At 60.5% G+C, this 23,807-nt stretch carries 22 protein-coding genes and 1 other RNA gene; 3 read left to right on the forward strand and 20 right to left on the reverse strand.

Annotation, left to right across the window (positions count from 1 at the left end):
* Positions 1-9: 9 nt before the first annotated feature.
* The 18 genes from lpxC to rsmI all read right to left on the reverse strand — a co-directional run bounded on the left by lpxC (position 10) and on the right by rsmI (position 19,668).
* On the reverse strand, positions 10-924 hold the full coding sequence (gene lpxC / locus H3Z84_RS10755) for a UDP-3-O-acyl-N-acetylglucosamine deacetylase (protein ID WP_022988690.1): 915 nt from the start codon (positions 922-924) through the stop codon (positions 10-12).
* Between the two features lie 215 nt (positions 925-1,139).
* Entirely contained in the window at positions 1,140-2,297 is a 1,158-nt protein-coding gene (ftsZ, locus tag H3Z84_RS10760; RefSeq protein WP_022988689.1) for a cell division protein FtsZ, read from the reverse strand.
* 100 nt (positions 2,298-2,397) lie between these two features.
* Positions 2,398-3,633 (reverse strand): cell division protein FtsA, encoded by a 1,236-nt coding sequence (gene ftsA, locus H3Z84_RS10765; RefSeq protein WP_199457454.1) that lies wholly within the window; start codon positions 3,631-3,633, stop codon positions 2,398-2,400.
* A gap of 36 nt (positions 3,634-3,669) precedes the next feature.
* A complete protein-coding gene (locus H3Z84_RS10770) occupies positions 3,670-4,509 on the reverse strand; it encodes a cell division protein FtsQ/DivIB (protein ID WP_199457455.1) in 840 nt (279 codons plus the stop codon).
* Complete coding sequence (locus H3Z84_RS10775) at positions 4,502-5,479, reverse strand: D-alanine--D-alanine ligase (protein ID WP_199457456.1); 978 nt, start codon at positions 5,477-5,479, stop codon at positions 4,502-4,504. The genes H3Z84_RS10770 and H3Z84_RS10775 overlap by 8 nt, the downstream gene beginning before the upstream one ends.
* Positions 5,472-6,917, reverse strand: a complete 1,446-nt coding sequence (murC, locus tag H3Z84_RS10780; RefSeq protein ID WP_199457457.1) for a UDP-N-acetylmuramate--L-alanine ligase — start codon at positions 6,915-6,917, stop codon at positions 5,472-5,474. The genes H3Z84_RS10775 and murC overlap by 8 nt, the downstream gene beginning before the upstream one ends.
* Positions 6,910-7,995 carry an undecaprenyldiphospho-muramoylpentapeptide beta-N-acetylglucosaminyltransferase gene (gene murG / locus H3Z84_RS10785; RefSeq protein WP_199457458.1) on the reverse strand — a complete coding sequence of 362 codons (1,086 nt, stop codon included), beginning with the start codon at positions 7,993-7,995 and terminating at the stop codon, positions 6,910-6,912. The genes murC and murG overlap by 8 nt, the downstream gene beginning before the upstream one ends.
* Positions 7,988-9,175, reverse strand: a complete 1,188-nt coding sequence (gene ftsW / locus H3Z84_RS10790) for a putative lipid II flippase FtsW (RefSeq protein ID WP_416226096.1) — start codon at positions 9,173-9,175, stop codon at positions 7,988-7,990. Before ftsW ends, murG begins: the two co-directional genes overlap by 8 nt.
* An 11-nt stretch (positions 9,176-9,186) precedes the next feature.
* Positions 9,187-10,527, reverse strand: a complete 1,341-nt coding sequence (gene murD / locus H3Z84_RS10795) for a UDP-N-acetylmuramoyl-L-alanine--D-glutamate ligase (protein WP_199457459.1) — start codon at positions 10,525-10,527, stop codon at positions 9,187-9,189.
* Positions 10,528-10,542: 15 nt separating this feature from the next.
* Positions 10,543-11,628 (reverse strand): phospho-N-acetylmuramoyl-pentapeptide-transferase, encoded by a 1,086-nt coding sequence (gene mraY, locus H3Z84_RS10800; RefSeq protein WP_058340412.1) that lies wholly within the window; start codon positions 11,626-11,628, stop codon positions 10,543-10,545.
* The gene (locus H3Z84_RS10805) at positions 11,613-13,010 is read right to left on the reverse strand and encodes a UDP-N-acetylmuramoyl-tripeptide--D-alanyl-D-alanine ligase (protein ID WP_199457460.1); all 1,398 of its coding nucleotides are present in this window, start codon (positions 13,008-13,010) and stop codon (positions 11,613-11,615) included. Before H3Z84_RS10805 ends, mraY begins: the two co-directional genes overlap by 16 nt.
* Positions 13,007-14,491 (reverse strand): UDP-N-acetylmuramoyl-L-alanyl-D-glutamate--2,6-diaminopimelate ligase, encoded by a 1,485-nt coding sequence (locus tag H3Z84_RS10810; RefSeq protein WP_199457461.1) that lies wholly within the window; start codon positions 14,489-14,491, stop codon positions 13,007-13,009. Before H3Z84_RS10810 ends, H3Z84_RS10805 begins: the two co-directional genes overlap by 4 nt.
* A 4-nt stretch (positions 14,492-14,495) precedes the next feature.
* Complete coding sequence (locus H3Z84_RS10815; RefSeq protein WP_199457462.1) at positions 14,496-16,232, reverse strand: peptidoglycan D,D-transpeptidase FtsI family protein; 1,737 nt, start codon at positions 16,230-16,232, stop codon at positions 14,496-14,498.
* 30 nt (positions 16,233-16,262) lie between these two features.
* The gene (ftsL, locus tag H3Z84_RS10820; protein WP_022988677.1) at positions 16,263-16,667 is read right to left on the reverse strand and encodes a cell division protein FtsL; all 405 of its coding nucleotides are present in this window, start codon (positions 16,665-16,667) and stop codon (positions 16,263-16,265) included.
* Positions 16,668-16,693: 26 nt separating this feature from the next.
* Positions 16,694-17,650 (reverse strand): 16S rRNA (cytosine(1402)-N(4))-methyltransferase RsmH, encoded by a 957-nt coding sequence (gene rsmH / locus H3Z84_RS10825; RefSeq protein WP_199457463.1) that lies wholly within the window; start codon positions 17,648-17,650, stop codon positions 16,694-16,696.
* Positions 17,647-18,099 (reverse strand): division/cell wall cluster transcriptional repressor MraZ, encoded by a 453-nt coding sequence (mraZ, locus tag H3Z84_RS10830; RefSeq protein ID WP_058340417.1) that lies wholly within the window; start codon positions 18,097-18,099, stop codon positions 17,647-17,649. The genes rsmH and mraZ overlap by 4 nt, the downstream gene beginning before the upstream one ends.
* Positions 18,100-18,405: 306 nt before the next feature.
* An RNA gene (gene rnpB, locus H3Z84_RS10835) (RNase P RNA component class A) lies at positions 18,406-18,756 on the reverse strand.
* 39 nt (positions 18,757-18,795) lie between these two features.
* The gene (rsmI, locus tag H3Z84_RS10840) at positions 18,796-19,668 is read right to left on the reverse strand and encodes a 16S rRNA (cytidine(1402)-2'-O)-methyltransferase (protein WP_199457464.1); all 873 of its coding nucleotides are present in this window, start codon (positions 19,666-19,668) and stop codon (positions 18,796-18,798) included.
* 144 nt (positions 19,669-19,812) lie between these two features.
* On the opposite strand from rsmI, the gene H3Z84_RS10845 reads away from it, so the two are divergent.
* Genes H3Z84_RS10845 through H3Z84_RS10855 form a run of 3 tightly spaced genes read left to right on the forward strand, consistent with a single transcriptional unit; the run spans position 19,813 to position 22,643 of the window.
* Positions 19,813-21,666 carry a penicillin-binding protein activator gene (locus H3Z84_RS10845; RefSeq protein WP_199457465.1) on the forward strand — a complete coding sequence of 618 codons (1,854 nt, stop codon included), beginning with the start codon at positions 19,813-19,815 and terminating at the stop codon, positions 21,664-21,666.
* 11 nt (positions 21,667-21,677) lie between these two features.
* Positions 21,678-22,043 carry a YraN family protein gene (locus tag H3Z84_RS10850; protein WP_199457466.1) on the forward strand — a complete coding sequence of 122 codons (366 nt, stop codon included), beginning with the start codon at positions 21,678-21,680 and terminating at the stop codon, positions 22,041-22,043.
* A gap of 9 nt (positions 22,044-22,052) precedes the next feature.
* Entirely contained in the window at positions 22,053-22,643 is a 591-nt protein-coding gene (locus H3Z84_RS10855) for an SIS domain-containing protein (protein WP_058340421.1), read from the forward strand.
* Between the two features lie 58 nt (positions 22,644-22,701).
* Here H3Z84_RS10855 and H3Z84_RS10860 read toward each other — a convergent pair whose 3' ends face one another.
* Complete coding sequence (locus H3Z84_RS10860; protein ID WP_227498303.1) at positions 22,702-23,106, reverse strand: ClpXP protease specificity-enhancing factor; 405 nt, start codon at positions 23,104-23,106, stop codon at positions 22,702-22,704.
* Between the two features lie 56 nt (positions 23,107-23,162).
* Positions 23,163-23,792 (reverse strand): glutathione S-transferase N-terminal domain-containing protein, encoded by a 630-nt coding sequence (locus H3Z84_RS10865; protein ID WP_022988669.1) that lies wholly within the window; start codon positions 23,790-23,792, stop codon positions 23,163-23,165.
* Positions 23,793-23,807: the final 15 nt, after the last annotated feature.

Here is a 23,807-nt window from a genome sequence, read left to right on the forward strand (position 1 = left end):
CGTCCGGCCTTAACCCACCGCCAGCACAGGCTTCATATAAGAGATAGGTGCAGTGGCTTCGTCATCGAAGGTCACCACTTCCCATGCATCTTCTTCAGCCCTGAGCTTGCGCAGCAGCTTGTTGTTCAGGTCGTGACCTGATTTGATACCACGGAACTCACCAATCAGGCTGTTGCCCAACAGGTAAAGGTCGCCGATGGCATCCAGTACCTTGTGCTTGACGAACTCGTCGTCGTAGCGCAGACCGTCTTCGTTCAGGATCTTGTAGTCGTCAACTACGATGGCGTTGTCGACGCTACCACCGAGGGCCAGGTTCATGGCCCGCAGCTTCTCGATATCCCGCATAAAGCCGAAAGTACGGGCACGGGATACTTCCTTCACGAAAGACGTGGAAGAGAAGTCTACCGTTGCGGTCTGGGCGCGACCCTTGAACACCGGATGGTCGAAGTCGATACCGAAGCTGACCTTGAAGCCTTCGAACGGCAGGAAGGTTGCTTTCTTACCGTCTTCTTCCACGGTAACTTCACGCTTGATGCGGATGAAGCGCTTGGCGGCTTCCTGCTCGGCGATCCCTGCAGACTGCAGCAGGAATACAAACGGGCCGGCGGAACCATCCATGATCGGCACTTCTGCCGCACTGAGTTCGACGTAGCAGTTGTCGATTCCGAGACCAGCCATGGCCGAGAGCAAATGCTCAACCGTCGCCACACGGACACCGTCTTTTACCAGCGTCGTGGACAGCATGGTCTCACCCACATTCTCCGCACAGGCACGGATCTCGACCATCGGGTCCAGATCGGTGCGGCGGAAGATGATTCCTGCATCGACAGGTGCCGGCTTCAGCGTCAGGTAAACCTTTTCCCCTGAGTGCAGGCCTACACCAGTCGCGCGGATGGTGTTTTTGAGTGTCCGTTGTCTGATCATCGGTTCATTATTCCGTCACAAAAGTTCGATATTCTGAGCAAAAAACTGCCCCCAGAATATCAGAATTCAAGACTGAGCACCATTTAACCAGCATGACTTTACTTAACTTTTGCAATAGTCATCGGCTATGGTCAATCAGCTCACGTTTGACCAAGGCTTTCGGTTCCCTGAAGAAACACCAGGAACCGGACCTCCGTCACATTTGAGACAGATTATCAATCAGCCTGCCGGCGAAGGAATGCGGGAATATCGAGATAGTCCACGCCCTGCTCTTCGCTTTCTTTGCTCTGGTCCAGCGCCACATTACCCTGGGTTACCGCACGACGACGCAACACCGCCGGGCGATCCAGCTGGTTGTAGTCGGTCTTGCCATCCAGGGTACGGGTGTTATCCACCACCTTGGTCGGCTTCTCGCGCTCACCGCCCAGACCGGTCGCAACCACGGTAACCTTCAGTTCTTCGGTCATTTCCGGATCGATCACGGTGCCCACCACCACGGTGGCGGAGTCAGACGCGAATTCGCGAACGATATCGCCCACCTCGGAGAACTCACCCAGGTTGAGGTCCATACCGGCCGTGATATTAACCAGAATGCCCTTGGCGCCCTGCAGGTTGATATCTTCCAGCAGCGGGCTGCGTACGGCCGCTTCTGCTGCTTCACGGGCACGGTTCTCGCCAGTGGCGCGGCCGGTACCCATCATCGCCATGCCCATTTCGGACATTACGGTTTTCACATCGGCAAAGTCGACGTTGATCATACCGTTACGGGTGATCAGGTCGGCAATACCCTGCACGGCGCCAAGCAGTACGTCGTTGGCAGAGGCAAAGGCATCCAGCAGGCTGGTTTTCTTGCCCATGACCGCCAGCAGTTTTTCGTTCGGAATGGTAATCAGGGAGTCTACACTCTCTTCCAGTTCCTTCAGTCCGGATTCCGCCACGCTCATGCGCTTGCCGCCTTCGAACTGGAACGGCTTGGTGACCACGGCAACGGTCAGGATACCCAGTTCACGGGCAACCTCTGCCACGATCGGCGCAGCACCGGTACCGGTACCACCGCCCATACCTGCGGTGATGAACACCATGTCTGAGCCGCTCAGGGCCTCGGCAATGCGGTCACGGTCTTCCAGCGCAGACTGGCGACCGACTTCCGGGTTGGCGCCGGCACCCAGGCCCTTGGTGATGTTGCCACCGAGCTGGATGATCTGGCGGGCGTCCAGGTTTTTCAGGGCCTGGGCGTCTGTGTTGGCGCAGATAAATTCCACACCTTCAATGTCGCTGTTAAGCATGTGGCGAACAGCGTTACCGCCACCACCGCCAACACCGACAACCTTGATTACTGCGTTTTGCTGAACATTATCAACGAGTTCAAACATATCCCCTACTCCTTCGTGCGGTTTCCGACCTGTCCCGGCCGGCTATTTCGATCGTTTTTTGCTTTTCGAGAAACCTTCGTGCCTTACCCCCGGCCTACCGTCAGAAATGACCGGTAAACCAGGCTTTCATCCGCTCAACCAGTGAGGGTGCATCCTCACCCTTGAGCGCCGGCGCCCGGCCAAGATCCATTTGCCGGAAGCCATGGATCAGCAACCCCACGCCCGTGGCGTAGATCGGGTTGTTGACAACTTCCGTCATGCCGGAGACTTTCTGCGGACAGGCAAGCCTGACCGGCATGTGGAAGATTTCTTCGGCCAGTTCCACCACCCCTTCCATGGTGGAGGAACCGCCGGTAATCACGATGCCGGCCGGAACCAGGTCTTCAAACCCGGACCGGCGCAGCTCCGACTGAACCAGGGTGAACAGCTCCTCGTAACGGGGCTCCACCACTTCTGCCAGGGCCTGGCGGGACAGATCGCGGGGTGCGCGATCGCCCACACTGGGCACCTTGATGGTTTCGTCGGCGCCTGCGAGCTGGGTCAGCGCACAGGCATATTTGATCTTGATCTCTTCTGCGTTCTGGGTGGGCGTACGCAGTGCCATGGCGATGTCGTTGGTCACCTGGTCGCCGGCGATGGGAATCACCGCGGTATGGCGAATGGCACCGCCGGTAAACACCGCGATGTCGGTGGTGCCGCCACCTATATCGACCACGCACACGCCCAGCTCTTTCTCGTCTTCGGTGAGAATGGCGTGGCTGGAGGCCAGCTGTTCCAGGATGATGTCGTCCACCTCCAGGCCGCAGCGTTCCACACACTTTTCAATATTCTGGGCAGCATTCACCGCGCAGGTCACCAGGTGCACCTTGGCTTCGAGGCGCACGCCGGACATGCCCATAGGCTCCTTGATGCCTTCCTGGTTATCGATCACAAACTCCTGCGGCAGGATATGCAGGATTTTCTGATCTGCCGGAATGGCCACGGCCTGGGCAGCATCGATCACCCGGTCAATATCCGCCTGGGTCACTTCCCGGTCCCGGATGGCCACGATGCCGTGGGAATTCAGGCTCTTGATGTGGCTGCCGGCAATGCCGGCATACACCGAATGAATCCGGCACCCCGCCATCAGCTCCGCTTCTTCCACGGCGCGCTGGATAGCCTGAACAGTGGTTTCGATATTCACCACCACACCACGCTTGAGGCCGCGGGACGGGTGGGAACCGATCCCCACTACTTCGATCGTTCCATCCATCTTGCGCTTGCCGACAATCGCAACCACCTTGGAGGTTCCGATATCCAGGCCGACAATCATGTTTTCCGTTTCAACCGATGACATGTGTTTCACCAAACCCCAGGTTCGTAATAATCGTTATCAGGATTTCGGAGTGGCCTGTGCCACATCCGCTTTCCACTGCACCGCGACTCCGTTCGAGTAACGGGCATCAACCCGGCTGACTTCGCTGACTCTTGAAGCCAGCCGGTTCTCGTAAACTGTTATAAAACGCTCGAAGCGCTGCTCTACCTGGTCCCGGCCCAGCACCACTTCGATGCCGTTGGCCAGGGTAAGGGTCCAGGCCCCCCTTTGTTCAAGGGCCAGGCCGGCAAAGCCCAGCCCGTATCCCAGTAATTGCTCGCTCATATTGCGGGCCATGTCGATGACATCTCGCACCCGCTCGTCAGGCCCTGCCAACCGGGGCAGCTTGCCCGCCACCTCCGGATTGGCCGGGGCAAACAGTTCCCCGGCGCGGCTGACCAGGCGACCATCTGTCCAGTAGGCCAGTGGCTTTTTCTCCCGGATGTCGATTTCCAGGCGACCGGGCCATACCCGCCTGACGGCAGCAGACTCGACCCAGGGCCGGCGCTCCAGCTCCGCCTTGATGTCGGCCAGGTCGGTGGCAAAATAGCTCTTGCCGACCCAGGCACTGGCTGCCCGCTCTACGTCCACCGGGTTTTCACCAACAAAGTTGCCGCGCACATCCACCGCCAGAATCTGCTGATCCATGGCCGTCAGCAGGCGATCGGTTCCCCAGGGCACCATGGCCGCCAGCAGAACCACCAGGGCTCCCAGCCCTACCTGCATCCAGGGCACAGTCGCCAGAATGGCTTTCAACACTCCAAACCGGTCCCGCTCCGGGCCCACGGAGGTTGCCCCCCGGCGCCGGGGCTGCTCGGGCGGTACCGCCCGGCTCCGGATCTGCAGTGTTTCAAGCATTCGCAGCCTCCTGCACGGTGTCCTTCAAGATGCGCACCACCAGTTCTTCAAAGCTGATGCCCGCAGCCCTTGCCGCCATCGGCACCAGGCTGTGGTCGGTCATGCCCGGCACGGTGTTTACTTCCAGCAGCCAGAACTCACCATCGGCATCCTGCATGATGTCTACCCGGCCCCAGGTGCGGCAGCCCAGCACCCGGAAGGCTTCCAGGGCCAGGTGCTGCAGCCGCAGTTCATCATCCGGCGCCAGTCCGCAGGGAATGCGGTAGCGGGTGTCATCGGCCAGGTACTTGGCGTCGTAATCATAGAAATCGTGGTCGGTGCTCAGACCGATGGCCGGCAGGGCCCGGTCCTGCAACAGGCTGACGGTGAACTCCGGCCCTTCGATCCATTTTTCCACCAGCACCAGATCGTCCATGGCGGCAGCCGCTTCATAGGCTTCTGCCAGCTCGCTGGCACTGCGCACCTTGCGGATACCGATGCTGGAGCCCTCGTGGGCCGGCTTGACGCTGAGGGGTGTACCCAGAGCTGCCACAATAGCCTCGGCTTCATCCACCGACTTCATGGCCCGGAATGCCGGTGTCGGCAGGCCGCAGCCTTCGAACACATACTTGGTGCGCAGTTTGTCCATGGCCAGTGACGACGCCAGCACTTCGCTGCCGGTGTAGGGAATACCCGCCTGGCCCAGAATCGCCTGCAGGGTACCGTCTTCACCGCCACGACCGTGCAGGGCAATAAACACCCGGTCAAACTCCGGATTCTCGACGGTACGCAGCAGGCAGCCCCGGATATCCATGCCCACGGCATCCACACCAGCAGATTGCAGGGCCGACAGCACAGCCTGGCCGCTCTTCAGCGACACTTCCCGCTCGGCCGAGTCGCCGCCCATGAATACCGCCACCCGGCCCAGGGCTTTCACCAGCCCGGGCGATGCCTGATACGGCTGTGCGTCGGTATGCGTCAGATCACTCACTTGCTGTTACTCCTGCTGCGGCCAGTCTTGCCGCTACTCCACCAATGTCTCCTGCACCCTGGGTAATCAGCAGGTCGCCATCCTGCAACACGTTGGTCAGGAGACTTTCAATCTCGCGGTTGTCTTCCACAAACACCGGCTCCACCTTGCCCCGCTGCCGGATGCTCCGGCACAGGGCCCGACCGTCAGCGCCCGGAATGGCGGGTTCGCCGGCGGAATACACATCCATCAACAACAGGCCGTCGACTTCTGCCAGCACCCGTACGAAGTCTTCATACAGGTCACGGGTACGGGTAAACCGGTGCGGCTGATACAGCATCACAATACGGCGGCCCGGCCAGGCATCCCGGGCGGCACGGATGACGGCTTCCACTTCAGTGGGGTGATGGCCGTAGTCATCCACCAGGGTCACAGTACCTTTCGGAATCTGATACTCGCCGTAAACCTGGAACCGGCGGCCGACACCGGCAAAGCCGGCCAGCCCGCGACAGATCGCTTGATCGTCCACGCCTTCGTCCGTTGCCACCGCGATGGTCGCCAGTGCGTTCAGCACGTTGTGGCGACCCGGCATCTTCAGTTCCACGGCCAGGTCTGGCCGGCCACCGGGGCGGCGCACCACAAAGCGGGTTTTCAGGCCGTCCGAGGTAATCTGCTCGGCGCGGTAGTCCGCGTCGGGGTTATCGATGCCGTAGGTGATGATGGCGCGGGAAATGCGGGGAATGATTTCCTGCACATAGTCGTCGTCTACACACATCACTGCCACACCGTAAAACGGCAGGTTGTGCAGGAAATCGACGAACGTCTGCTTCAGCTTTTCGACATCGCCACCGTAGGTGTCCATGTGGTCCGCTTCGATGTTGGTGACCACGGAAATAACCGGTGTGAGATGCAGGAACGAGGCATCGCTTTCGTCGGCTTCCGCCACCAGGTAGCGGGAACCGCCCAGCTGGGCATTGGTGCCGGCGCTGTTGAGCTTGCCACCAATCACGAAGGTCGGGTCCAGCCCCGCCTCACCCAGCACCGAGGCAATCAGGCTGGTTGTGGTGGTCTTACCATGGGTGCCGGCCACTGCAATGCCGTGGCGGTAGCGCATGATTTCCGCCAGCATTTCCGCCCGGGGCACAATCGGCACCCGGCGGCTGCGGGCCGCTGCCACTTCCGCGTTATCACTGCCCACGGCGGTGGACACCACCACCACGTCTGCCCTGGCACTGTTCTCGGCACGGTGGCCGATCTGCACTTCCACGCCCATGGCCCGAAGCCGGTCTGTTACCGGGCTTTCCCTGATGTCGGAACCGGACACGTCGTAGCCCTGGTTCTTCAATACTTCGGCAATACCGCTCATGCCGGCACCGCCGATACCGACAAAGTGGATATGGCGAATTCGGCGCATTTCCGGCACCTGGTACACCAGCGGCGGATTGTTTGCATCAGCCATTGGCGGCCTCCAGACAGTAATTCACGACTCTCTCCGTTGCATCGGGACGGGCCAGCGAGCGCGCGGCCTGCGCCATTCCCAGAATTTTTTCCCGGTCACCGGACAACCCTTTCAGGGTGTCGGCCAGTGCCTCGGGGGTAAACCTTGGCTGCGGCACCAGAATGGCGGCACCGGCCTTGACCATGTGCTGGCCGTTGCGGGTCTGATGGTCGTCCACCGCGTGGGGGAACGGCACCAGGATCGCGCCTACCCCGGCGGCACACAGCTCCGACACCGTCAGGGCGCCCGCCCGGCACACCACCAGGTCTGCCCAGGCGTAGGCTTCTGCCATATCCGCAATAAAGGGCTCTACGCTGGCCTTCACGCCGGCAGCATCATAGGACTGCTGCGCGGCTTCGAGATTCTTTTCGCCACACTGGTGGCGCACCTGCGGCCGGTCGGCTTCCGGCAACAGCGCCAGGGCCCTGGGCAACTGTTCGTTGAACACCTGGGCGCCCAGGCTGCCGCCCACTACCAGGATGCGTACCGGCCCGGTTCGGCCGGCCAAACGCTCTGCCGGCTCCGGTAACCCGGCCACATCCTTGCGCACCGGGTTACCGGTGCAGCGGGTAATGACCTTGTCGCCGAAACTGCCGGGAAAAGCTTCCAGCACGGTTTCGGCAAAGCGGGTCAGCCAGCGGTTGGTCATACCGGCAACCGCGTTCTGCTCATGCACCACCAGCGGCCGGCGCTGCATCCAGGCGGCTACTCCACCAGGGCCGGTCACAAAGCCGCCCATACCCACCACGCAATCCGGATTGATCCGGCGCAGCAGTGTCCAGGCCTCGCCCAGAGCCCGCATCAGGCGGAACGGCGCCAGCAGCAGCGCCAGCTTGCCCTTGCCGCGCAGGCCGGAGATATGAATGGTGGACAGCGGAATATCGGTGTTACCCACCAGCCGCTCTTCCATGCCGCCACTGGCGCCGAGCCAGTAAACTTCATGGCCGCGCTCCTGCAGCGCCCGGGCCGTTGCCAGGGCCGGGAATACGTGGCCGCCGGTACCACCGGCCATCATCAGAAAACGGCGAGGTTCAGTCATACACAGCCCCTCCCCGTACCTTGTTTTTCTTTTCCTGTTCGGACATACGAACCCGATCCAGTCGTTCCATTTCAACCCGTACCAGTACCCCGATTGCCACGCAGGTGACCATCAGGCTGGAGCCGCCATAGCTCACCAGCGGCAGGGTCAGGCCCTTGGTGGGCAGCAGGCCGGTGGCAACGGCCATGTTGATGCCAGCCTGCAAACCGATCAGCAGCGTCAGGCCATAGCTGAAACAGGCCCCGAACGGCATGCCGGATTTTTCTGCCCGGCGGGCAATCACAAACCCGCTCACCACCAGGGCGGTAAACAGCCCCAGCACAATCAATGCACCGACCAGACCGAACTCCTCGGCAATGATCGAGAAAATAAAGTCTGTGTGGGCTTCCGGCAGGAAGAACAGCTTCTGCACCGAATTGCCCAGGCCAACGCCGAACCACTCTCCGCGCCCGAAGGCAATCAGTGACTGGGTGAGCTGATAGCCGGAATCAAACTGGTCCTTCCAGGGGTCCAGGTAACTCACTACCCGCTTCAGCCGGTACGGCTGGGTAACCACCAAAATGGTGCCCAGCACCGCCAGGATGGCGATCAGCGGTGCGAAGCGGGTCAGCCGCACACCACTGAGAAAAATCATGCCCGCCGCAGCGGTCACCAGAACCACCGTGGCGCCAAAGTCGGGCTGGATAACCAGCAACACCGAAGCTACGCCCAGTACAACCAGGGGCTTCAGAAAGCCGGGCCAGGTATTCAGCAGCTCTTCCCGGCGGCGCACCACGTAGCCTGCCAGGTAGGCAATCAGGCACAGCTTGGCCACTTCCGATACCTGCACGTTGAACACCAGCATCGGGATCCAGCGGGTAGAACCGTTAACAGTCCGCCCCAGTGGCGTCAGCACCAGCACCAGCACCGCCAGGCCAATACCCAGCATCAGCCAGCCACTGCGCTCCCACCAGCTCACTGGCACATTCACCGCAATCAGGGCTGCGACGCAGCCCATGGCCGCATACAGCAACTGCCGGATCACATAGTGATAGCCATTGCCCAGGGTGGCCTCGGCCATATCCATGGAGGCCGAGGAGATCATCACCACGCCTACCACCAGCAGGGCAACCGCAGACACCACCAACACCGGCAGCGGCTGCAACTGGCCGTCCCAGGTCCTGGTTTGCGGTATGGTCATACCTGCCTGCATCACAGTGCCTCCACCAGGGTGCGGAACTGATCACCCCGATCGTTGTAATCCCGGAACATGTCGAAGCTGGCGCAAGCCGGCGATAGCAATACCCGGTCGCCCTCATGGGCCATTTCCCGGGCATCAGACACCGCCCGCTCAAAACTGCTCGCCATCACCGTTACCACGTCTTCCGGCAAGGCGGCGGCAATCGCCGGTGCATCACGGCCAATCAGCACCACCGCCCGGCAATGCTGTGCCACCGGCTGAGCCAACGGCTGGAAATCAGCACCCTTGCCATCACCGCCGGCAATCAGCACCACCTTGCCCTGCTCGGGGGCCAGGCTTTCAATGGCGGCAACCGTGGCACCCACGTTGGTACCCTTGGAATCGTTGATGTAATCCACGCCGCCCAGTTGCCGGATAAACTCGCAGCGATGAGGCAAGCCACGGAACTCACGTGCCACCTGCAGCATCGGTTCCATCGCAAGGCCGGCGGCGTGGCCCAGGGCCAGCGCAGCCATCACATTGCTGATGTTGTGCAGGCCCATCAGTTTCAGTTCGCTGGCCAGCAGCAGGTTGTCGAAGCCGAAGGTAATCCAGGTGCCCCGTTCGTCATCCCGGGTGCTGAAGGTTTCCGGATTCACCCGGTTAAAACCGAAACACAGAAATCTCAGGTTATCCCGGGCCATCGGCGTGCTCAGGGCATCGTCCAGGTTCACAATGGCATTACGGCAGCCGCGATAGATCCGCTGCTTGGCCTGGAAATACGCCATCTTGTCCGGGTAACGGTCCATATGATCGTCACTGACGTTCAGTACGGTGGCAGCCTGGGCATTCAGTTCCGCCGTGGTTTCCAGCTGGAAGCTGGACAGTTCCAACACATACAGATCAGCGACCTGACCCAGCAGATCCAGGGCCGGGGTACCGATATTGCCACCTACCTGAACCTTCCGGCCGGCCGCCCTCGCCATTTCGCCCACCAGGGTAGTCACCGTGGTTTTACCGTTAGAACCGGTAATGGCGATGATCGGTGCGTCTGCGGCTTCCGCAAACAGGTCGATGTCACCACGAATCACGGCGCCTTTCTGCGCAGCACCGGCAATGGCGGGCTCGGCAACGCTGATGCCCGGGCTGACCACCAGTTCGTTAAAGCGGGCAAACAGCTCTTCATCGAAATCGCCCAGGTACACCGGCACATCCGGCCAGCCGGCCTTCAGCTCATCCAGCCCCGGAGGGTTACTGCGGCTGTCGGCCACGGCAATGGCCCTGCCTGTTCCAGACAGATAGCGCACGCAGGAGAGCCCGGTTTTACCGAGCCCTACCACCAATGTGCGACGATCCGAAACAATGACACTCATAGCCGTAGCAACTTCCTATCGGATTTTCAGACTGGCCAGGCCAACCAGGACCAGGACCACGGTAATGACCCAGAAGCGCACGATAACTCGCGGCTCGGGCCAGCCCTTAAGCTCGAAATGGTGGTGCAAAGGTGCCATCCGGAAAATCCGGCGACCGGTCAGGCGGAACGATGCCACCTGCAGGATCACCGAGATGGTTTCCATCACAAACACACCACCCATGATGAACAACACGATTTCCTGGCGGACGATCACAGCCACCACACCCAGGGCCGCCCCCAAGGCGAGCGCACCTACATCACCCATAAATACCTGGGCCGGATAGGTGTTGAACCAGAGGAAACCCAGGCCCGCGCCCACCAGGGCACAACAGAACACAATCAGCTCGCCGGTTCCCGGCAGATGCGGAATCAGCAAGTAGTTGGCGAACTGGGCATGGCCGGACACATACGCGAAGATGGCCAGGGCGCTGGCCACCATCACCGTAGGCATAATCGCCAGGCCGTCGAGGCCGTCTGTCAGGTTCACCGCGTTACTGCTGCCGACAATCACGAAGTAGGTCAGCAGAATGAACATCACCGGCCCCAGGGTGATAGACACATCTTTCAGGAACGGCAGGTACAGGGACGTTTCCTGGGGCAGCGAGGAGCTGAAATACAGCCCTACCGCCGCTGCGGCACCAATCACCGACTGCCAGAAATACTTCCAGCGGCCGGGCAGGCCGCGCGGATTACGCTCCACCACCTTGCGGTAGTCGTCTACCCAGCCAATGGCACCGAACAACAGGGTGACCAGAAGCACAATCCAGACATAGCGGTTGCTCAGGTCTGCCCACAACAGGGTGGAAATCGCGATAGCCACCAGAATCAGCGCGCCGCCCATGGTGGGAGTGCCTGCCTTGCTCAGGTGGGTTTGCGGGCCATCGTCCCGAACCGCCTGGCCAATCTGGTACTGGCTGAGTTTCCGGATCATCACCGGGCCGATCAGCAGCGAGATCAGCAGCGCCGTCAGCACACCCAGAATGGCGCGCAGGGTCAGGTACTGAAACACCGTCAGTGATGAAAAGTATTGCGATAGTATCTCTGTCAGCCAGAGCAGCATGTGTTTGTCACCTTTTTCTGAATTCCCTCCACCACGCGATCCATGGCGGAACTGCGAGAACCTTTCACCAGTACAGTGGTATTTCCCTGCCGGCCATTCAGAATGGCCTCCATCGCCTGTTCATGGCTCTGGACCTGCTCGGCATTTGTTCCGAAACCCCGGGCGTAGCCTTCGCTACCGGCACCCACCGCCAACAGGCGTTCGATACCCGTTGCCCGGGCGTGGGCGCCTACTTCCTGGTGCAGCGCCTCAGCGCCTTCACCCAGCTCAGCCATGGCGCCGAATACGGCCACCCGGGTACCCGGACAGGCCGCCAGGACATCCAGCGCCGCCTTCATGGACGCGGGATTGGCGTTATAGCTGTCGTCGATCACCGTGAAATCGTCGGTCAGCTTCAGTACCTGCAACCGCCCTTTTACCGGCTGCACACCGCTCAGCCCGTGCACCAGCTGCTGTTCGGTCGCACCCAGCTCCCGGCATGCCGCCAGCGCCAGCAGTGCATTGGTAATGTTGTGTTCACCCGGCAGCGGCAGCACCAGACTGCAATGCCAGCCGTCAGGGCCGTCAATCTCCAGCGCCTGGGACTGGTCTGCCTGGATTGCTGCCCGGGCGCGGTAATCCGCTTGCGGGTGCCCCATGCTGGATACACTCACGACCCGCTTCGATCCGGCCCGCTGTAACCACTGGTCAAAGGCAGGGTCGTCCCGGTTCAGCACCACCGCACCATCGGCGGCCACGCCGTCAATAATCTCGCCCTTGGCCTGCACGATATTCTGGTAACTGCCGAAACCTTCCAGGTGCGCCTGCCCGGCGTTGGTCAGAATGACCACCTGTGGGCGAACAATGTTCACCGTGTGGGCAATCTCGCCCAGCCCGCTGGCACCCAGCTCGATGGCACCGTAACGATGTGCCGGCTCCAGCCGGAACAGAGTCAGCGGCACCCCGATATGGTTGTTCAGGTTGCCCTCTGTCGCCAGGGTAGCGCCCATCTGCGCCAGAATGACGGAGGTCATCTGCCGGACTGTGGTCTTACCACTGCTACCGGTAATCGCCACCAGCGCTGCCCGGCTTTCGTTACGGTTCGCTGCCGCCAGGCCCGCCAGGGCATTGACGGTATCAGCCACCACCAGTTGCGGCATGGCAACAGAGTCGTCTGCGGTATCCACCACTACAGCCACCGCACCCTGTGCCCGGGCCTGTTCCAGAAACTTGTGGCCATCGAAACGGTCGCCGCGCAGCGCCAGAAACAACTGACCCGGCTTGACTGCCCGCGTGTCCGTCGACACACCATCAAAGCGGAGCGTATCCGCATCCACCGGCGCGCCGGTCAGTGTGGCCTGCAGGAAGCCCTGAGCTTCCGCCAGCGAAAAGGCGCGCATCATGCCACACCTCCATTGAGGTTCAAGTGGTGGCGCACCTGCTCGGCATCACTGAATGGCAGCTTCTGGCCAACCACTTCCTGGTAGGCCTCGTGGCCCTTTCCGGCCACCAGCACCAGGTCGTCCGGACCGGCCATGGCGATGGCTTCGGCGATAGCCGCCGCACGGTCATGGATAACCCGGTACGCGGCACCTGCAGAAAAGCCCTGCACAATATCGGCAGCAATCTTCGCCGGATCTTCAGAGCGCGGGTTGTCGTCAGTCACGATCACCACATCTGCACGCTTTTCTGCTTCTGCTGCCATTTCCGGGCGCTTGCCGGCATCCCGGTCGCCGCCACAGCCGAATACACAAATCAGCTTGCCTGCTGCATGGGGCCGCAAGGCCGCCAGGGCATTGGCCAGGGCGTCCGGAGTATGCGCGTAGTCCACAATGACATGCTTGCCATCGGCACCGGTGAAACGCTCAAGCCGGCCCGGAGGCGGCGTGAGGTGGGAACTGGCTTCGATGGCACGCTCCAGCGGCACACCCAGGGTGAGCACGGTGGCCAGGGCCGCCAGCACGTTACTGGCGTTAAAGCTGCCCAGCAGCGGCACCTGCAGCTCAAACTCGCCCCACTGGCCATCCACCAGGGCACGGAAGCCGGAGGCTTCAGGTGTGAATTCTTTCAGCCACAATTCGGTCTGCGCCTCGTGCAGGCTGTAGCGGACACGGTCACACGACCCTTCAAGCTGGCCATACAGCTGGCGCCCGAACGGATCGTCAAAATTAATCACCGAGAAGTGCAATTCCTCACGCTGGAACAGCCTGGCCTTGGCCTCGCCATAGGCTTCCATGCTGCCGTGGTAATCCAGGTGGTCCCGGGTCAGGTTGGTAAACACGGCTCCGGTCATGGTCAGCTTGTCGATCCGGCCCTGATCCAGGGCGTGGGAAGACACTTCCATCACCGCAGCCCTGCCACCATCGGTCCGGATACGATGCAGCACACGATTCACCTGCACCACGTCCGGCGTGGTATGGGTGGCCGGCATCAGGTTGCCCGGCATGCCATAACCCAGGGTGCCCAGCACGCCGCACGGGGTGCCGGTGTCTTTCAGCAACTGGGCGATGTACTGGGTTACGGAAGTCTTGCCGTTGGTACCGGTGACCCCAATCAGCCGCAAATGCCGGGACGGATGCTCGAAGAATCGGGTGGCGACGCGCCCCAACTGGGCCCGCAGACCGACAACCGGAACAATCAGGGCGCCCGAGCGTTCATGGCATTCCCGATGCTCACTGGCTTCCAGCAACACTGCGGTAGCACCGGCAGCGATGGCATCATCCACATAGTGTTCCGCTGACGTGGCAGAACCCGCCAGGGCAATAAAGGCGTCGCCCGATCGTACCGCCCGGCTGTCCGTCTGAAGGCCGTGGATGGTCACGTCAAAGACCGATGGCACGTCCACAATGCCCTGAAGCAGAGTGCTGATTGATGTGATGCACATGGCGTTAACCTCTCTCTCCGGATGCCGTCGCCTTGGCGTCGGACACTTCCAGTTCAGGCTTCACATTCAGCAGTCGCAATGCGTCTCCCATAACCCGGGCGAATACCGGGGCGGCAACTTCACCACCGTAGTATTCCCCGGACTGCGGCGCATCAACGGCCACAACGGTTACGATTCGCGGATCATCAATGGGTGCCATGCCGGCAAAAATGGCCTTGTACTGGCTGTCTTCATAGCCCTGGGCACCCACCAGGTGCACCGTGCCGGTTTTGCCGCCAGCGGCATACAGGCCAGGCTGGGCCCGGCCACCGGTGCCCTTGGCAACGGCGTTCCTCAACATGTTCCTGACCGCCAGGGTTACCTCTTCGGACAACACCCGGTGGCCCTCTGGCTTCTGGTCCTGCTTCAGCAAACTGACCGGATAACGAATGCCGCCGTTAGCGAGCACCATATAGGCCTGGGCCAGCTGCAGGGCATTCACGCTCAGCCCGTAGCCGTAGGACAAAGTGGCTTCTTCTACCGGGCGCCATTTCGGACGGGCCGGCAGCACACCGACTGCCTCACCCGGGAAACCGATACCGGTGGCCTGGCCAATGCCCAGGCGCGCATACAGGTTTCTCAGTACATCGCCACCCAGCTCGGTGGCGATCCTGCTGACCCCGACGTTGCTCGATTTCACAATGATGTCGTTCAGGCTCAAAGCGCCGTAATCACGAAAATCCCGGATCGTAAAACGGCCAAAACGCCGGTAGCCCGGCGAAGTATCAATCAGGGTTTCCGGTTTGTACTTGCCGGATTCCAGCGCCGCAGCAACGGTGATGGGTTTCATGGTGGAGCCCGGCTCAAACAGATCGGTAATGGCCTTGTTGCGCAGATTGGCCGGATCCAGCTGGGAACGGTCGTTCGGGTTGTAGGAGCCCTGATTCGCCATCGCCAGCACTTCGCCGGTGTTCACGTCCAGCATCACCAGGGTACCGCCCCGGGCCTTGTGGGCACCGACCACGGCCTTGAGTTCCCGGTAAGCGAGGTACTGCAGGCGCAGGTCGATGCTCAGCTCCATGTCCTTGCCGGGCCGGGCGTCCCGGATCAGCATGAGATCCTTGATCACCCGACCGCGATTGTCTTTCAGTACGCGCTTGCGGCCTGGCTCACCGGTCAGCCACTGGTTATACGCCAGCTCGATACCTTCCTGGCCGTCTTCGTCAATATTGGTGAAGCCGACAATGTGAGCAGTTACTTCGCCCGCAGGATAGTAACGACGATACTCCTGCCGTGAGTAGATGCCGCCAATGCCCAGCTCTAACGCTTCGCGGGCCATGGCAGGCTGAACCTTACGGCGCAGATAAATGAACTCACGCCCCGCGTAATCACGCAGGCGCTGGCGCAGTGCGCCTTCAGACATGCCGATAACCCTGGCCAGTGCCGCAAGGCCGGGATCTTCGGGATCGGTTTCCGAGGGGTTGGCCCACAGGGTCTGCACCGGCGTACTCACCGCCAGCGGCTCGCCATGGCGATCCGCCACCACACCCCGGTGGGCGTCAATAGACTCCACCCGGATGGTGCGCACATCGCCCTGCTGGCGCAGGAACTCGTTGTCGACCACTTGCAGGTCAACCAGACGCCAGCTGATGCCAGCCACAACCAGCAGGAAAACGCCCAGCACAGTGCCGAAGCGCCAGGCCTTCAGGCCTGTCAGCACCCGCTGTTTCCAGCTTGTCGCCTGCTTTCCCTGACTGGACAAATCAGCCACCCCAAGAGTTTGTTGTTGCTATTATTTGGCTGCAACGGTGGACATCAGCGGCACCAGGACAATGTCCTGACGCTCTGGCACCACCATGTTGAAACGCTGGGCCGCCAGTTTCTCGACCCGACCATGATTGCTCAGTGCACTCTGCTCCAGCAGCAACTGACTCCATTCCCGCTGGTAGCCGTCGCGCTGCTCCTGCAAACCGGACAAGGTATTGAACAGTTCCCGGTTCTGGTGGGAGCTGATCACTACGCCAATAGCCGAGGCGGTCAGCACCAGCACCAGGGCGAGGGTAATCACCACCTTCGGCTCCCGGGTTACCTCGAATACCTGGCGGGACAGACGCACCGCCGTAGCCATGCCATCCCGCACCCGCTCCCGGGTAATCCGGGTTGTCTTTACTGGTTGTTCGATCGCTACCGCACCCATGGCGTCGCGCTCCCTTTCAAATCCGTTTAATTGGTTACCCGTTCCAGAACCCGCATAACTGCACTGCGGGCCCGGACGTTCTCTTCAATTTCCTGCTCATTGGCCTTGCTGGCCTTACCCACCAGGCGAAATCCCGACTGCTCCTGGTCTGCAGTAACCGGGACACCCCGGGGAATCTTCGGCCCCTTGGCCAGGTCTCTCATAAACCGCTTAACCAACCGGTCTTCCAGTGAATGGAAGCTGATGACCACCAACCGGCCACCCGGTGCCAGCCGGTCTACTGCCGATTTCAGTCCGGCTTCCAGGTCTTCCAGCTCCCGGTTGATAAAAATCCGGATCGCCTGGAAGGTCCGGGTGGCCGGATGCTTGTGCTTTTCTTTCTTGGGCACAGCTTCTGCCACCAGTTCCGCCAGCTGGCGCGTGGTTTCGATCGCTTCGTCCTGACGGCGGGCCACAACCAGGCGGGCAATACGACGGGAAAAACGTTCCTCGCCGTAACGCCAGATCACGTCTGCAATGTCTTTTTCGTCGGCGGTCGCCAGCCACTGGGATGCGCTGGGTTCCTGCTCCGGGTTCATGCGCATATCCAGCGGACCATTGCGCAAAAACGAAAATCCGCGGCTGGCGTCGTCTAACTGGGGCGACGAGACCCCCAGATCCATCAAAACACCATTCACCTGCGCCCACTCTTTACTGCCCAGTGCCTCGTCGAGCTGCGCGAAGGAACCGTGGAACCACGAGAACCGGGCATCATCCGCTGCCAGCTTCCCGGCTACGCGAATTGCCTCGGGATCTTTATCAATACCCAGCAACTGGCCGGACTCGCCCAGTTGCCCGAGAATCAAACGGCTGTGGCCACCACGGCCAAAAGTTGCATCCACATAGCAACCGGCCGGATCGTTGACCAGGTAATCCACGGCCTCGTCGAGCAGCACCGAACGGTGTTTGAAGGCTGCTGCGGATTCCTGCTGGTTATCCGTCATAGTGACAACGCCTCCATTTCCGGCGGCATGTCTTCGTCACCGGACGACTCGTCCAGCCAGGCGAACCAGCGCTCTTCACTCCAGAGCTCCAGCTTTTTGCCCTGACCAATCAGCATCAGCTTTTTCTCCAGGTGTGCGTAACTTCTGAGCGTTGGCGGCACCAGAATACGGCCGGCACTGTCCAGCTCCATGGGCGCCGCATTACCAAGAATCAGGCGCTGGAGCCGGCGGGCGGCTTTATTCATATTCGGCAGCGCTTCAATTTTGGGGCGCAGCTGCTCCCACTCGGGCTCCGGATACAGCAGCAAACAGCGCTCTTCATCAGCATTGGCAGTCAGCACAATACGGCCACCACAAAGCTGCGCGAGCTCCTCGCGCAGCTTTGTCGGGATCGCCAGGCGTCCCTTCGCGTCCATATTGATGGCATGACTGCCAAGAAAGTTACTCATTTATGCTGAATCCAAGGGTGCGATATCCACAAAAAACCACCGTAAACCACTTTTTCCCACTTCCGCACACTATAGAAACACGCAATACACAATGCAAGCGCCGCAAACGGCACCACATCATGAAAACTCCCTTTAACGACAACGAGTTACAGAGCGAAAAGTTACGAGGATATTAAAAAGAGGTAAAGAAAAGGAGGAAAAACAAACACCTGCAAATAACTCTGAAGAGCAAACTTCAGGTTTAAGATTTTTTGGCTATAAAGGCCATTTTGTGAGATTGATGAACATCACATTCAGGAAGGGAAAAAAGCGAGCTCGCCGATAAGCCGGGTTCTGTCTTGGACAGTCATTCATCTAGGGCCTGCGTCACCACAGGCCTCAAGCAACCTACCCGAATCCAGCGCGGGCCACGCCAACGGATTCCTATTTGGTCTTGCTCCAGGTGGGGTTTACCATCGCCGTGGACTGTTGCCAGCCACGCGGTGCGCTCTTACCGCACCATTTCACCCTTACCGGCACCCGAAGGCGCTTAGGCGGTTTACTTTCTGTTGCACTTTCCGTCGGCTCGCGCCGCCCAGGCGTTACCTGGCACCTTGCCCTGCGGAGCCCGGACTTTCCTCCCCCGGTAAAACCGGCGGCGACTGCCTGGCGAGCTCGGCGCCGACAATACCTGTGCCGGCACCGCCATGCAAGGCTTTAATCAGGTTTCAGCGCCAGTGCTCGCTGGTAAAGCTCATTCTTGCCCAGCCCGGTCAACTCCGACGCAATCTTCGCCGCCTTCTTTACCGGCAACTCGGCAATCAGCAGCTCCAGCAACTTGTCGGTATCCACCGAAGAGCCAGCATCCTCCGGGCCGGCATCAGCCCCGCGCACCATCACCACAAACTCGCCCTTCGCCCCGTGAGGGTCCGCCTGAATCTCACCCAGCACGGTTTCCGCACTGCCGGAGTAGAAGGTTTCGAAGGTCTTGGTCAGCTCCCGCCCAAGCACACATTCCCGACCGGCACCAAACACCTCGACCATATCCTGCATCAGGTCGGAAATCCGGTGGGGAGACTCATAGAACACCAGCGTGGCCGGCTCCTTTCGCAGCTGCTCCAACGCTGCCTGGCGCCCGGACCGCTTGGCGGGCAGAAACCCGGCAAACAGGAACCGGTCTGTCGGCAAACCGGCGGCCGACAAGCCGGCAATCAGGGCGCAAGGTCCCGGAACGGGCGTTACACGGTAGCCGGCGGCGCGAGCTTCCCGAACCACCACATAGCCGGGGTCGGAAATCAGCGGCGTCCCGGCATCGGAAATCAAGGCCACTTTCTGGCCCTGCCCCAGTACCTCGAGCACCCTCTCCACGCGGCCACGCTCATTGTGATCATGCAGCGCCATCATTGGCCTGCTGATACCCAGGTGCTGAAGCAATCGCCCACTGTGCCGGGTGTCCTCGGCCGCCACCAGGTCTGCACTTGCCAGCACCTGCCGGGCCCGTTCAGAGAGATCATCAAGGTTACCGATAGGCGTAGCGACAATAGAAAGCACGCCACCGGAATGATCGGACGAACGCTCTGAACTGGACATAGAAAACTCCGTTAAAGGGGCAACAACTGCCGGGACACCGGCCCGATGACAGTCACGTCATGTGAATTATGCCGGGAGCTGGTAAACTTGCCACCGAAACAGCGGCATCACAAGCCCATTAATCCGGAGACGACCGAGCCTGCCATGATCAGACACTGCAGCCACAAACCGGCTTTCGCCCTGCTAGCCCTCATTCTGCTACTGACCGGCGGTTGCGCCACCGTCAATCTCGACAGCCACATTGCCGAATCCCCGGAACAGGCGCTTGCCATGGCGAGCGATGAAAGCAACCAGATGGTTGCCCAGCGCTACCTGCTGAGAATCGCCAGCCGCTACCAGAACAGCGGCAACCATGAAGACGCCCGCCTTCTGCTACGCAGTGAACAGATGGCCAATCCAGTTCCGGAACTGGAAAACCAGTACCGGCTGCAGGCCATGGCCAGCGCCCTGGAACTGGAAGATACCGACTGGGCCACCGAACTGACGGCCAACAGCAAGGCCGATGACTTCCTGGGCTATCCGAACGAAACCATGGCCCGTGCCGCTACGCTCCAGGCCCGCACCCAGGCCCTCGCCGGCGAGCCTCTGCCGGCGGCACTGACACTGATCCTGCTGGCCCAGACCGACAGCAGCTCTGACCCGCAACAGCTGCATAACGAAATCTGGAACTACCTGAAAAATGCCTCCCCGGACCAGCTCGGACAGGCCGCAGATAACGCCATGGGCTTTGAAATCGAAGGCTGGCTGGAACTTGCCAACACCCTGCAAGACCCGGACATTGACCTGGATAACCAGGGGCGCCTGATCCGCCAGTGGCAGAACAACTGGCCCGGCCACCCGGCCGCGCAGATGCTTCCGGAAAAACTGGCCCTGCTGGCTGATCTGGCAACATCGCGCCCTGAACACCTGGTACTGGCACTGCCGCTGGACGGGCAACTGGCCGCAGCCGGCAAAGCCATCCGTGATGGCTTCCTGGCCGCCTACTACAGCGACGACAGCACCGACCGCAGCAAGACCGATATCCGCATTGTGGATACCAGCGCCGGCTCTTTCCGAGAACTCTATCAGGAGCTTTCCGAAACCAACGCAGACCTGATCGTCGGCCCCTTGGAAAAAGAAGGACTGGCCGAACTTTCCAGCATGAACACCCTGCCGGTTCCGGTACTGGGGCTGAACTACCTGCCCGGCGATAGCCGCAAACCTGCGGGCCTCTACCAGTTTGGCCTGTCCGCAGAAGACGAAGCGCGCCAGATTGCCGACAAACTCGCCGAAGACAACGTCCGCCAGGTACTCGTGCTGATCCCCCATGGTGAATGGGGCGACCGGGTAGAAGCGGCTCTCAGAACCCGGGTGCAGACCCACGGACTTCGTGCCCTGAATATCGAACGCTTTTTCCCGGAAGACAACTTCAGACAGGTCACCGCCGACCTGCTCGGCATTACCACCTCGCGCAATCGCGCCATTGCGGTAGAGCGCACCATTGGCCTGAACGTCGAATTTGAGCCACGGCGCCGGCAAGACGCACAGGGCATCGTACTAGTCGCCACACCGACCATAGCCCGCCAGTTCAACCCCCTGTTTGCCTTCTACTATGGCGGCGACCTCCCGGTCTACTCTCCGTCCATCATCTACGGCGGTGAGCCGGACCCCGGCAAGGATCGCGACATTAACAATGTGAACTTTACCGACATCCCCTGGGTCCTGGCGGAAGATAACCCGCTGCGGGAACAGGCGCAGCAATACCTGAGTGGCACCCGCGGCCAGCTGGGCCGCCTGTTCGCCATGGGGGCCGATGCATGGCAACTGAGCAAGCGCCTGCCCCTGTTGCAGCAAGTCAGCGACGCCACCATTGACGGCCAGACCGGCGAACTGAGCATGACCCCGGACGGTGCCATCCACCGTAAACAGCTCTGGGCACAGATCCGTAACGGCCAGCCGGAACTCCTGGAAACACCTGAACAGGAACCGCCGGGCACTGAAGGCGAAACCTTCAACTAAACAGGAAGGCCATGGAAGGCTCAAGACAACGCGGAAATCACTATGAAGGCGTGGCTGCCCGCTACCTGATGAGTCGCGGCGTACGCATCCTCGAGCGCAACGTCTACAACCGTGGTGGCGAGATTGACCTGATCGGCATGGATGACGGCGTGCTGGTATTTTTCGAAGTCCGCTTTCGCAAAACCGACAGCCTGGTCGACCCGGCAAGCTCCATCACCTGGCAAAAGCAGAAACGACTCGTTAAAGCCGCCGCTTTTTACCTGCACCGCCAGGGCCTCTGGGACAGCCCCACCCGCATCGACGTGGTTGGCATATCACCGGGTTCTACCAGCAAATACCGGGTACAATGGATCCGAAACGCAATTCAGGCAGATTGATTCAACAGCATGAACGATACCGAACAGAAGATTAACCAGTGGTTTGCCAGCCACATGGAGCAAACAGCCCAGGCCGCCAGCCACGTTGCCCCGGCCATCGAACAGGTGGCGGACGCCTTTGTGAATACCCTGCTGCAGGATGGCAAGATTGTCGCCTGTGCCAACGGCAACGCAAACGTGGTGGCCCAGTATTTCTGCACCGCACTGCTATCACGCTTCGACCAGGAACGTCCGGCCCTCCCCGCGATCAACCTGGGGGCGGATGCCACTACCTACTCTGCCATCTGCAGGGATAACCGGTTCAACGACACCTTCTCAAGGCAGGTAAGAGCCGTCGGCAAACCCGGAGACCTGCTGTTTGTGGTGGTCGACGACGGTCATAAAGCCAACCTGATCCAGGCCATCCAGGCGGCCCATGACCGGGAAATGAGCGTGGTTGTACTCAGCGCCCGGGAAAAATCCGATATTTCCTCCCTGATGCACCCGGAAGACCATGAAATCGCCTTGAACGACCTGGCGCCCCATGAAGCCATGCCCCTGCTCCTGGTGATCATCAACGCCCTGTGCGACCTGATCGACCATAAGCTTTTCGGCGGCTAAGAAAAAAGCCGGATGTCTCCATCCGGCTTTTCGCATCATTGCACAAACATCTTCAGACTTACTTGACCACCTTCAGGGTAGGCCGGCCACTCGGGCGCTCATCTGCGCGCCTGGACTGGCCCGCATCATCGTTGCCCTCAGGATCAGGAGAGCCGGGCTCGCTGCCGAACACCATTCCCTCGCCGTTTTCCTTGGCATAGATGGCCATGACCGCCTGCAGCGGAATAAACACCTGCATGGGTACACCGCCAAAGCGGGCGCTGAACTCCAGCGCGCCGTTTCCGATCACCAGGCCACGAACTGCACCGGGGCTGATGTTCAGAACGATCTGGCCGTTGGCCACATGCTCGGTAGGCACCTGAACACCCTGCACACCCGCATCAACCACAATGTAGGGCGTACAGTCGTTATCCAGAATCCACTCATTCAACGACCGGACCAGATAAGGCCGGCTGGATGTCATGGCAATACTCATATCCGACACTCAACCACTCCTGCCCCGGCTCCGGGGGCTGATAATCAGCTGCGAATATCTTCTTCCAGGTCAGAAAGGCTGGCCTTGAAACCTTCCCGGGCGAAGATGCTGTCCATGTATTTCTGAAGAGGCTTGGCCTGCTTCTCATTCATTTCGATGCCCAGCGCCGGCAGGCGCCAAAGGATCGGAGCGATACAGCAATCCACGATAGTGAACTCTTCGGACAGGAAGAACGGCATTTCGGCGAACAGCGGGCCGGTAGCCAGTAGGCTTTCTTTCAGCTCTTTGCGGGCTGCGTCAGCCGCCTTGCCAGTGGGCTGCGCCAGGATCTGATCCACCAGCCTGCACCAGTCTTTCTGGATGCGGTGAATCATCAGCCGGCTGTTAGCCCGGGCAACCGGATACACAGGAAGCAGCGGCGGATGCGGGAAACGCTCGTCCAGGTATTCCATCATGATATTCGGCTCGTACAGAACCAGGTCACGATCCACCAGGGTCGGCAAGGCGTTGTACGGATTCAGGTCTGCCAGCTCAGCCGGCGGGTTATCCGGATCCACATCCACAATGTCAACGGTAACACCCTTCTCGGCCAGGACAATACGCACGCGATGGCTGTAATGACTGGCTGGATCTGAAAAGAATGTCATTGATGACCGCTTGGTCACAACGCCCATATAGCTACCTCACGA

Source organism: Marinobacter sp. bablab_jr003, from assembly GCF_016464245.1.
Classification (GTDB): Bacteria; Pseudomonadota; Gammaproteobacteria; order Pseudomonadales; family Oleiphilaceae; genus Marinobacter; species Marinobacter vinifirmus.

Bases quoted from the DNA above. Each gene is read 5' to 3' on its own strand.
- rsmI (WP_199457464.1), bottom strand. From the start codon at position 19,668: ATGTCCAGTTCAGAGCGTTCGTCCGATCATTCCGGTGGCGTGCTTTCT.
- lpxC (WP_022988690.1), bottom strand. From the start codon at position 924: ATGATCAGACAACGGACACTCAAAAACACCATCCGCGCGACTGGTGTA.
- ftsA (WP_199457454.1), bottom strand. From the start codon at position 3,633: ATGTCATCGGTTGAAACGGAAAACATGATTGTCGGCCTGGATATCGGA.
- mraY (WP_058340412.1), bottom strand. From the start codon at position 11,628: ATGCTGCTCTGGCTGACAGAGATACTATCGCAATACTTTTCATCACTG.
- mraZ (WP_058340417.1), bottom strand. From the start codon at position 18,099: ATGAGTAACTTTCTTGGCAGTCATGCCATCAATATGGACGCGAAGGGA.
- H3Z84_RS10855 (WP_058340421.1), top strand. From the start codon at position 22,053: ATGAACGATACCGAACAGAAGATTAACCAGTGGTTTGCCAGCCACATG.
- murC (WP_199457457.1), bottom strand. From the start codon at position 6,917: ATGGCTGATGCAAACAATCCGCCGCTGGTGTACCAGGTGCCGGAAATG.
- ftsZ (WP_022988689.1), bottom strand. From the start codon at position 2,297: ATGTTTGAACTCGTTGATAATGTTCAGCAAAACGCAGTAATCAAGGTT.
- rsmH (WP_199457463.1), bottom strand. From the start codon at position 17,650: ATGACGGATAACCAGCAGGAATCCGCAGCAGCCTTCAAACACCGTTCG.
- H3Z84_RS10850 (WP_199457466.1), top strand. From the start codon at position 21,678: ATGGAAGGCTCAAGACAACGCGGAAATCACTATGAAGGCGTGGCTGCC.
- H3Z84_RS10860 (WP_227498303.1), bottom strand. From the start codon at position 23,106: ATGACATCCAGCCGGCCTTATCTGGTCCGGTCGTTGAATGAGTGGATT.
- murD (WP_199457459.1), bottom strand. From the start codon at position 10,527: ATGAGTGTCATTGTTTCGGATCGTCGCACATTGGTGGTAGGGCTCGGT.
- ftsL (WP_022988677.1), bottom strand. From the start codon at position 16,667: ATGGGTGCGGTAGCGATCGAACAACCAGTAAAGACAACCCGGATTACC.
- ftsW (WP_416226096.1), bottom strand. From the start codon at position 9,175: ATGACCATACCGCAAACCAGGACCTGGGACGGCCAGTTGCAGCCGCTG.
- H3Z84_RS10865 (WP_022988669.1), bottom strand. From the start codon at position 23,792: ATGGGCGTTGTGACCAAGCGGTCATCAATGACATTCTTTTCAGATCCA.
- H3Z84_RS10770 (WP_199457455.1), bottom strand. From the start codon at position 4,509: ATGCTTGAAACACTGCAGATCCGGAGCCGGGCGGTACCGCCCGAGCAG.
- H3Z84_RS10845 (WP_199457465.1), top strand. From the start codon at position 19,813: ATGATCAGACACTGCAGCCACAAACCGGCTTTCGCCCTGCTAGCCCTC.
- H3Z84_RS10805 (WP_199457460.1), bottom strand. From the start codon at position 13,010: ATGATGCGCGCCTTTTCGCTGGCGGAAGCTCAGGGCTTCCTGCAGGCC.
- murG (WP_199457458.1), bottom strand. From the start codon at position 7,995: ATGACTGAACCTCGCCGTTTTCTGATGATGGCCGGTGGTACCGGCGGC.
- H3Z84_RS10810 (WP_199457461.1), bottom strand. From the start codon at position 14,491: ATGTGCATCACATCAATCAGCACTCTGCTTCAGGGCATTGTGGACGTG.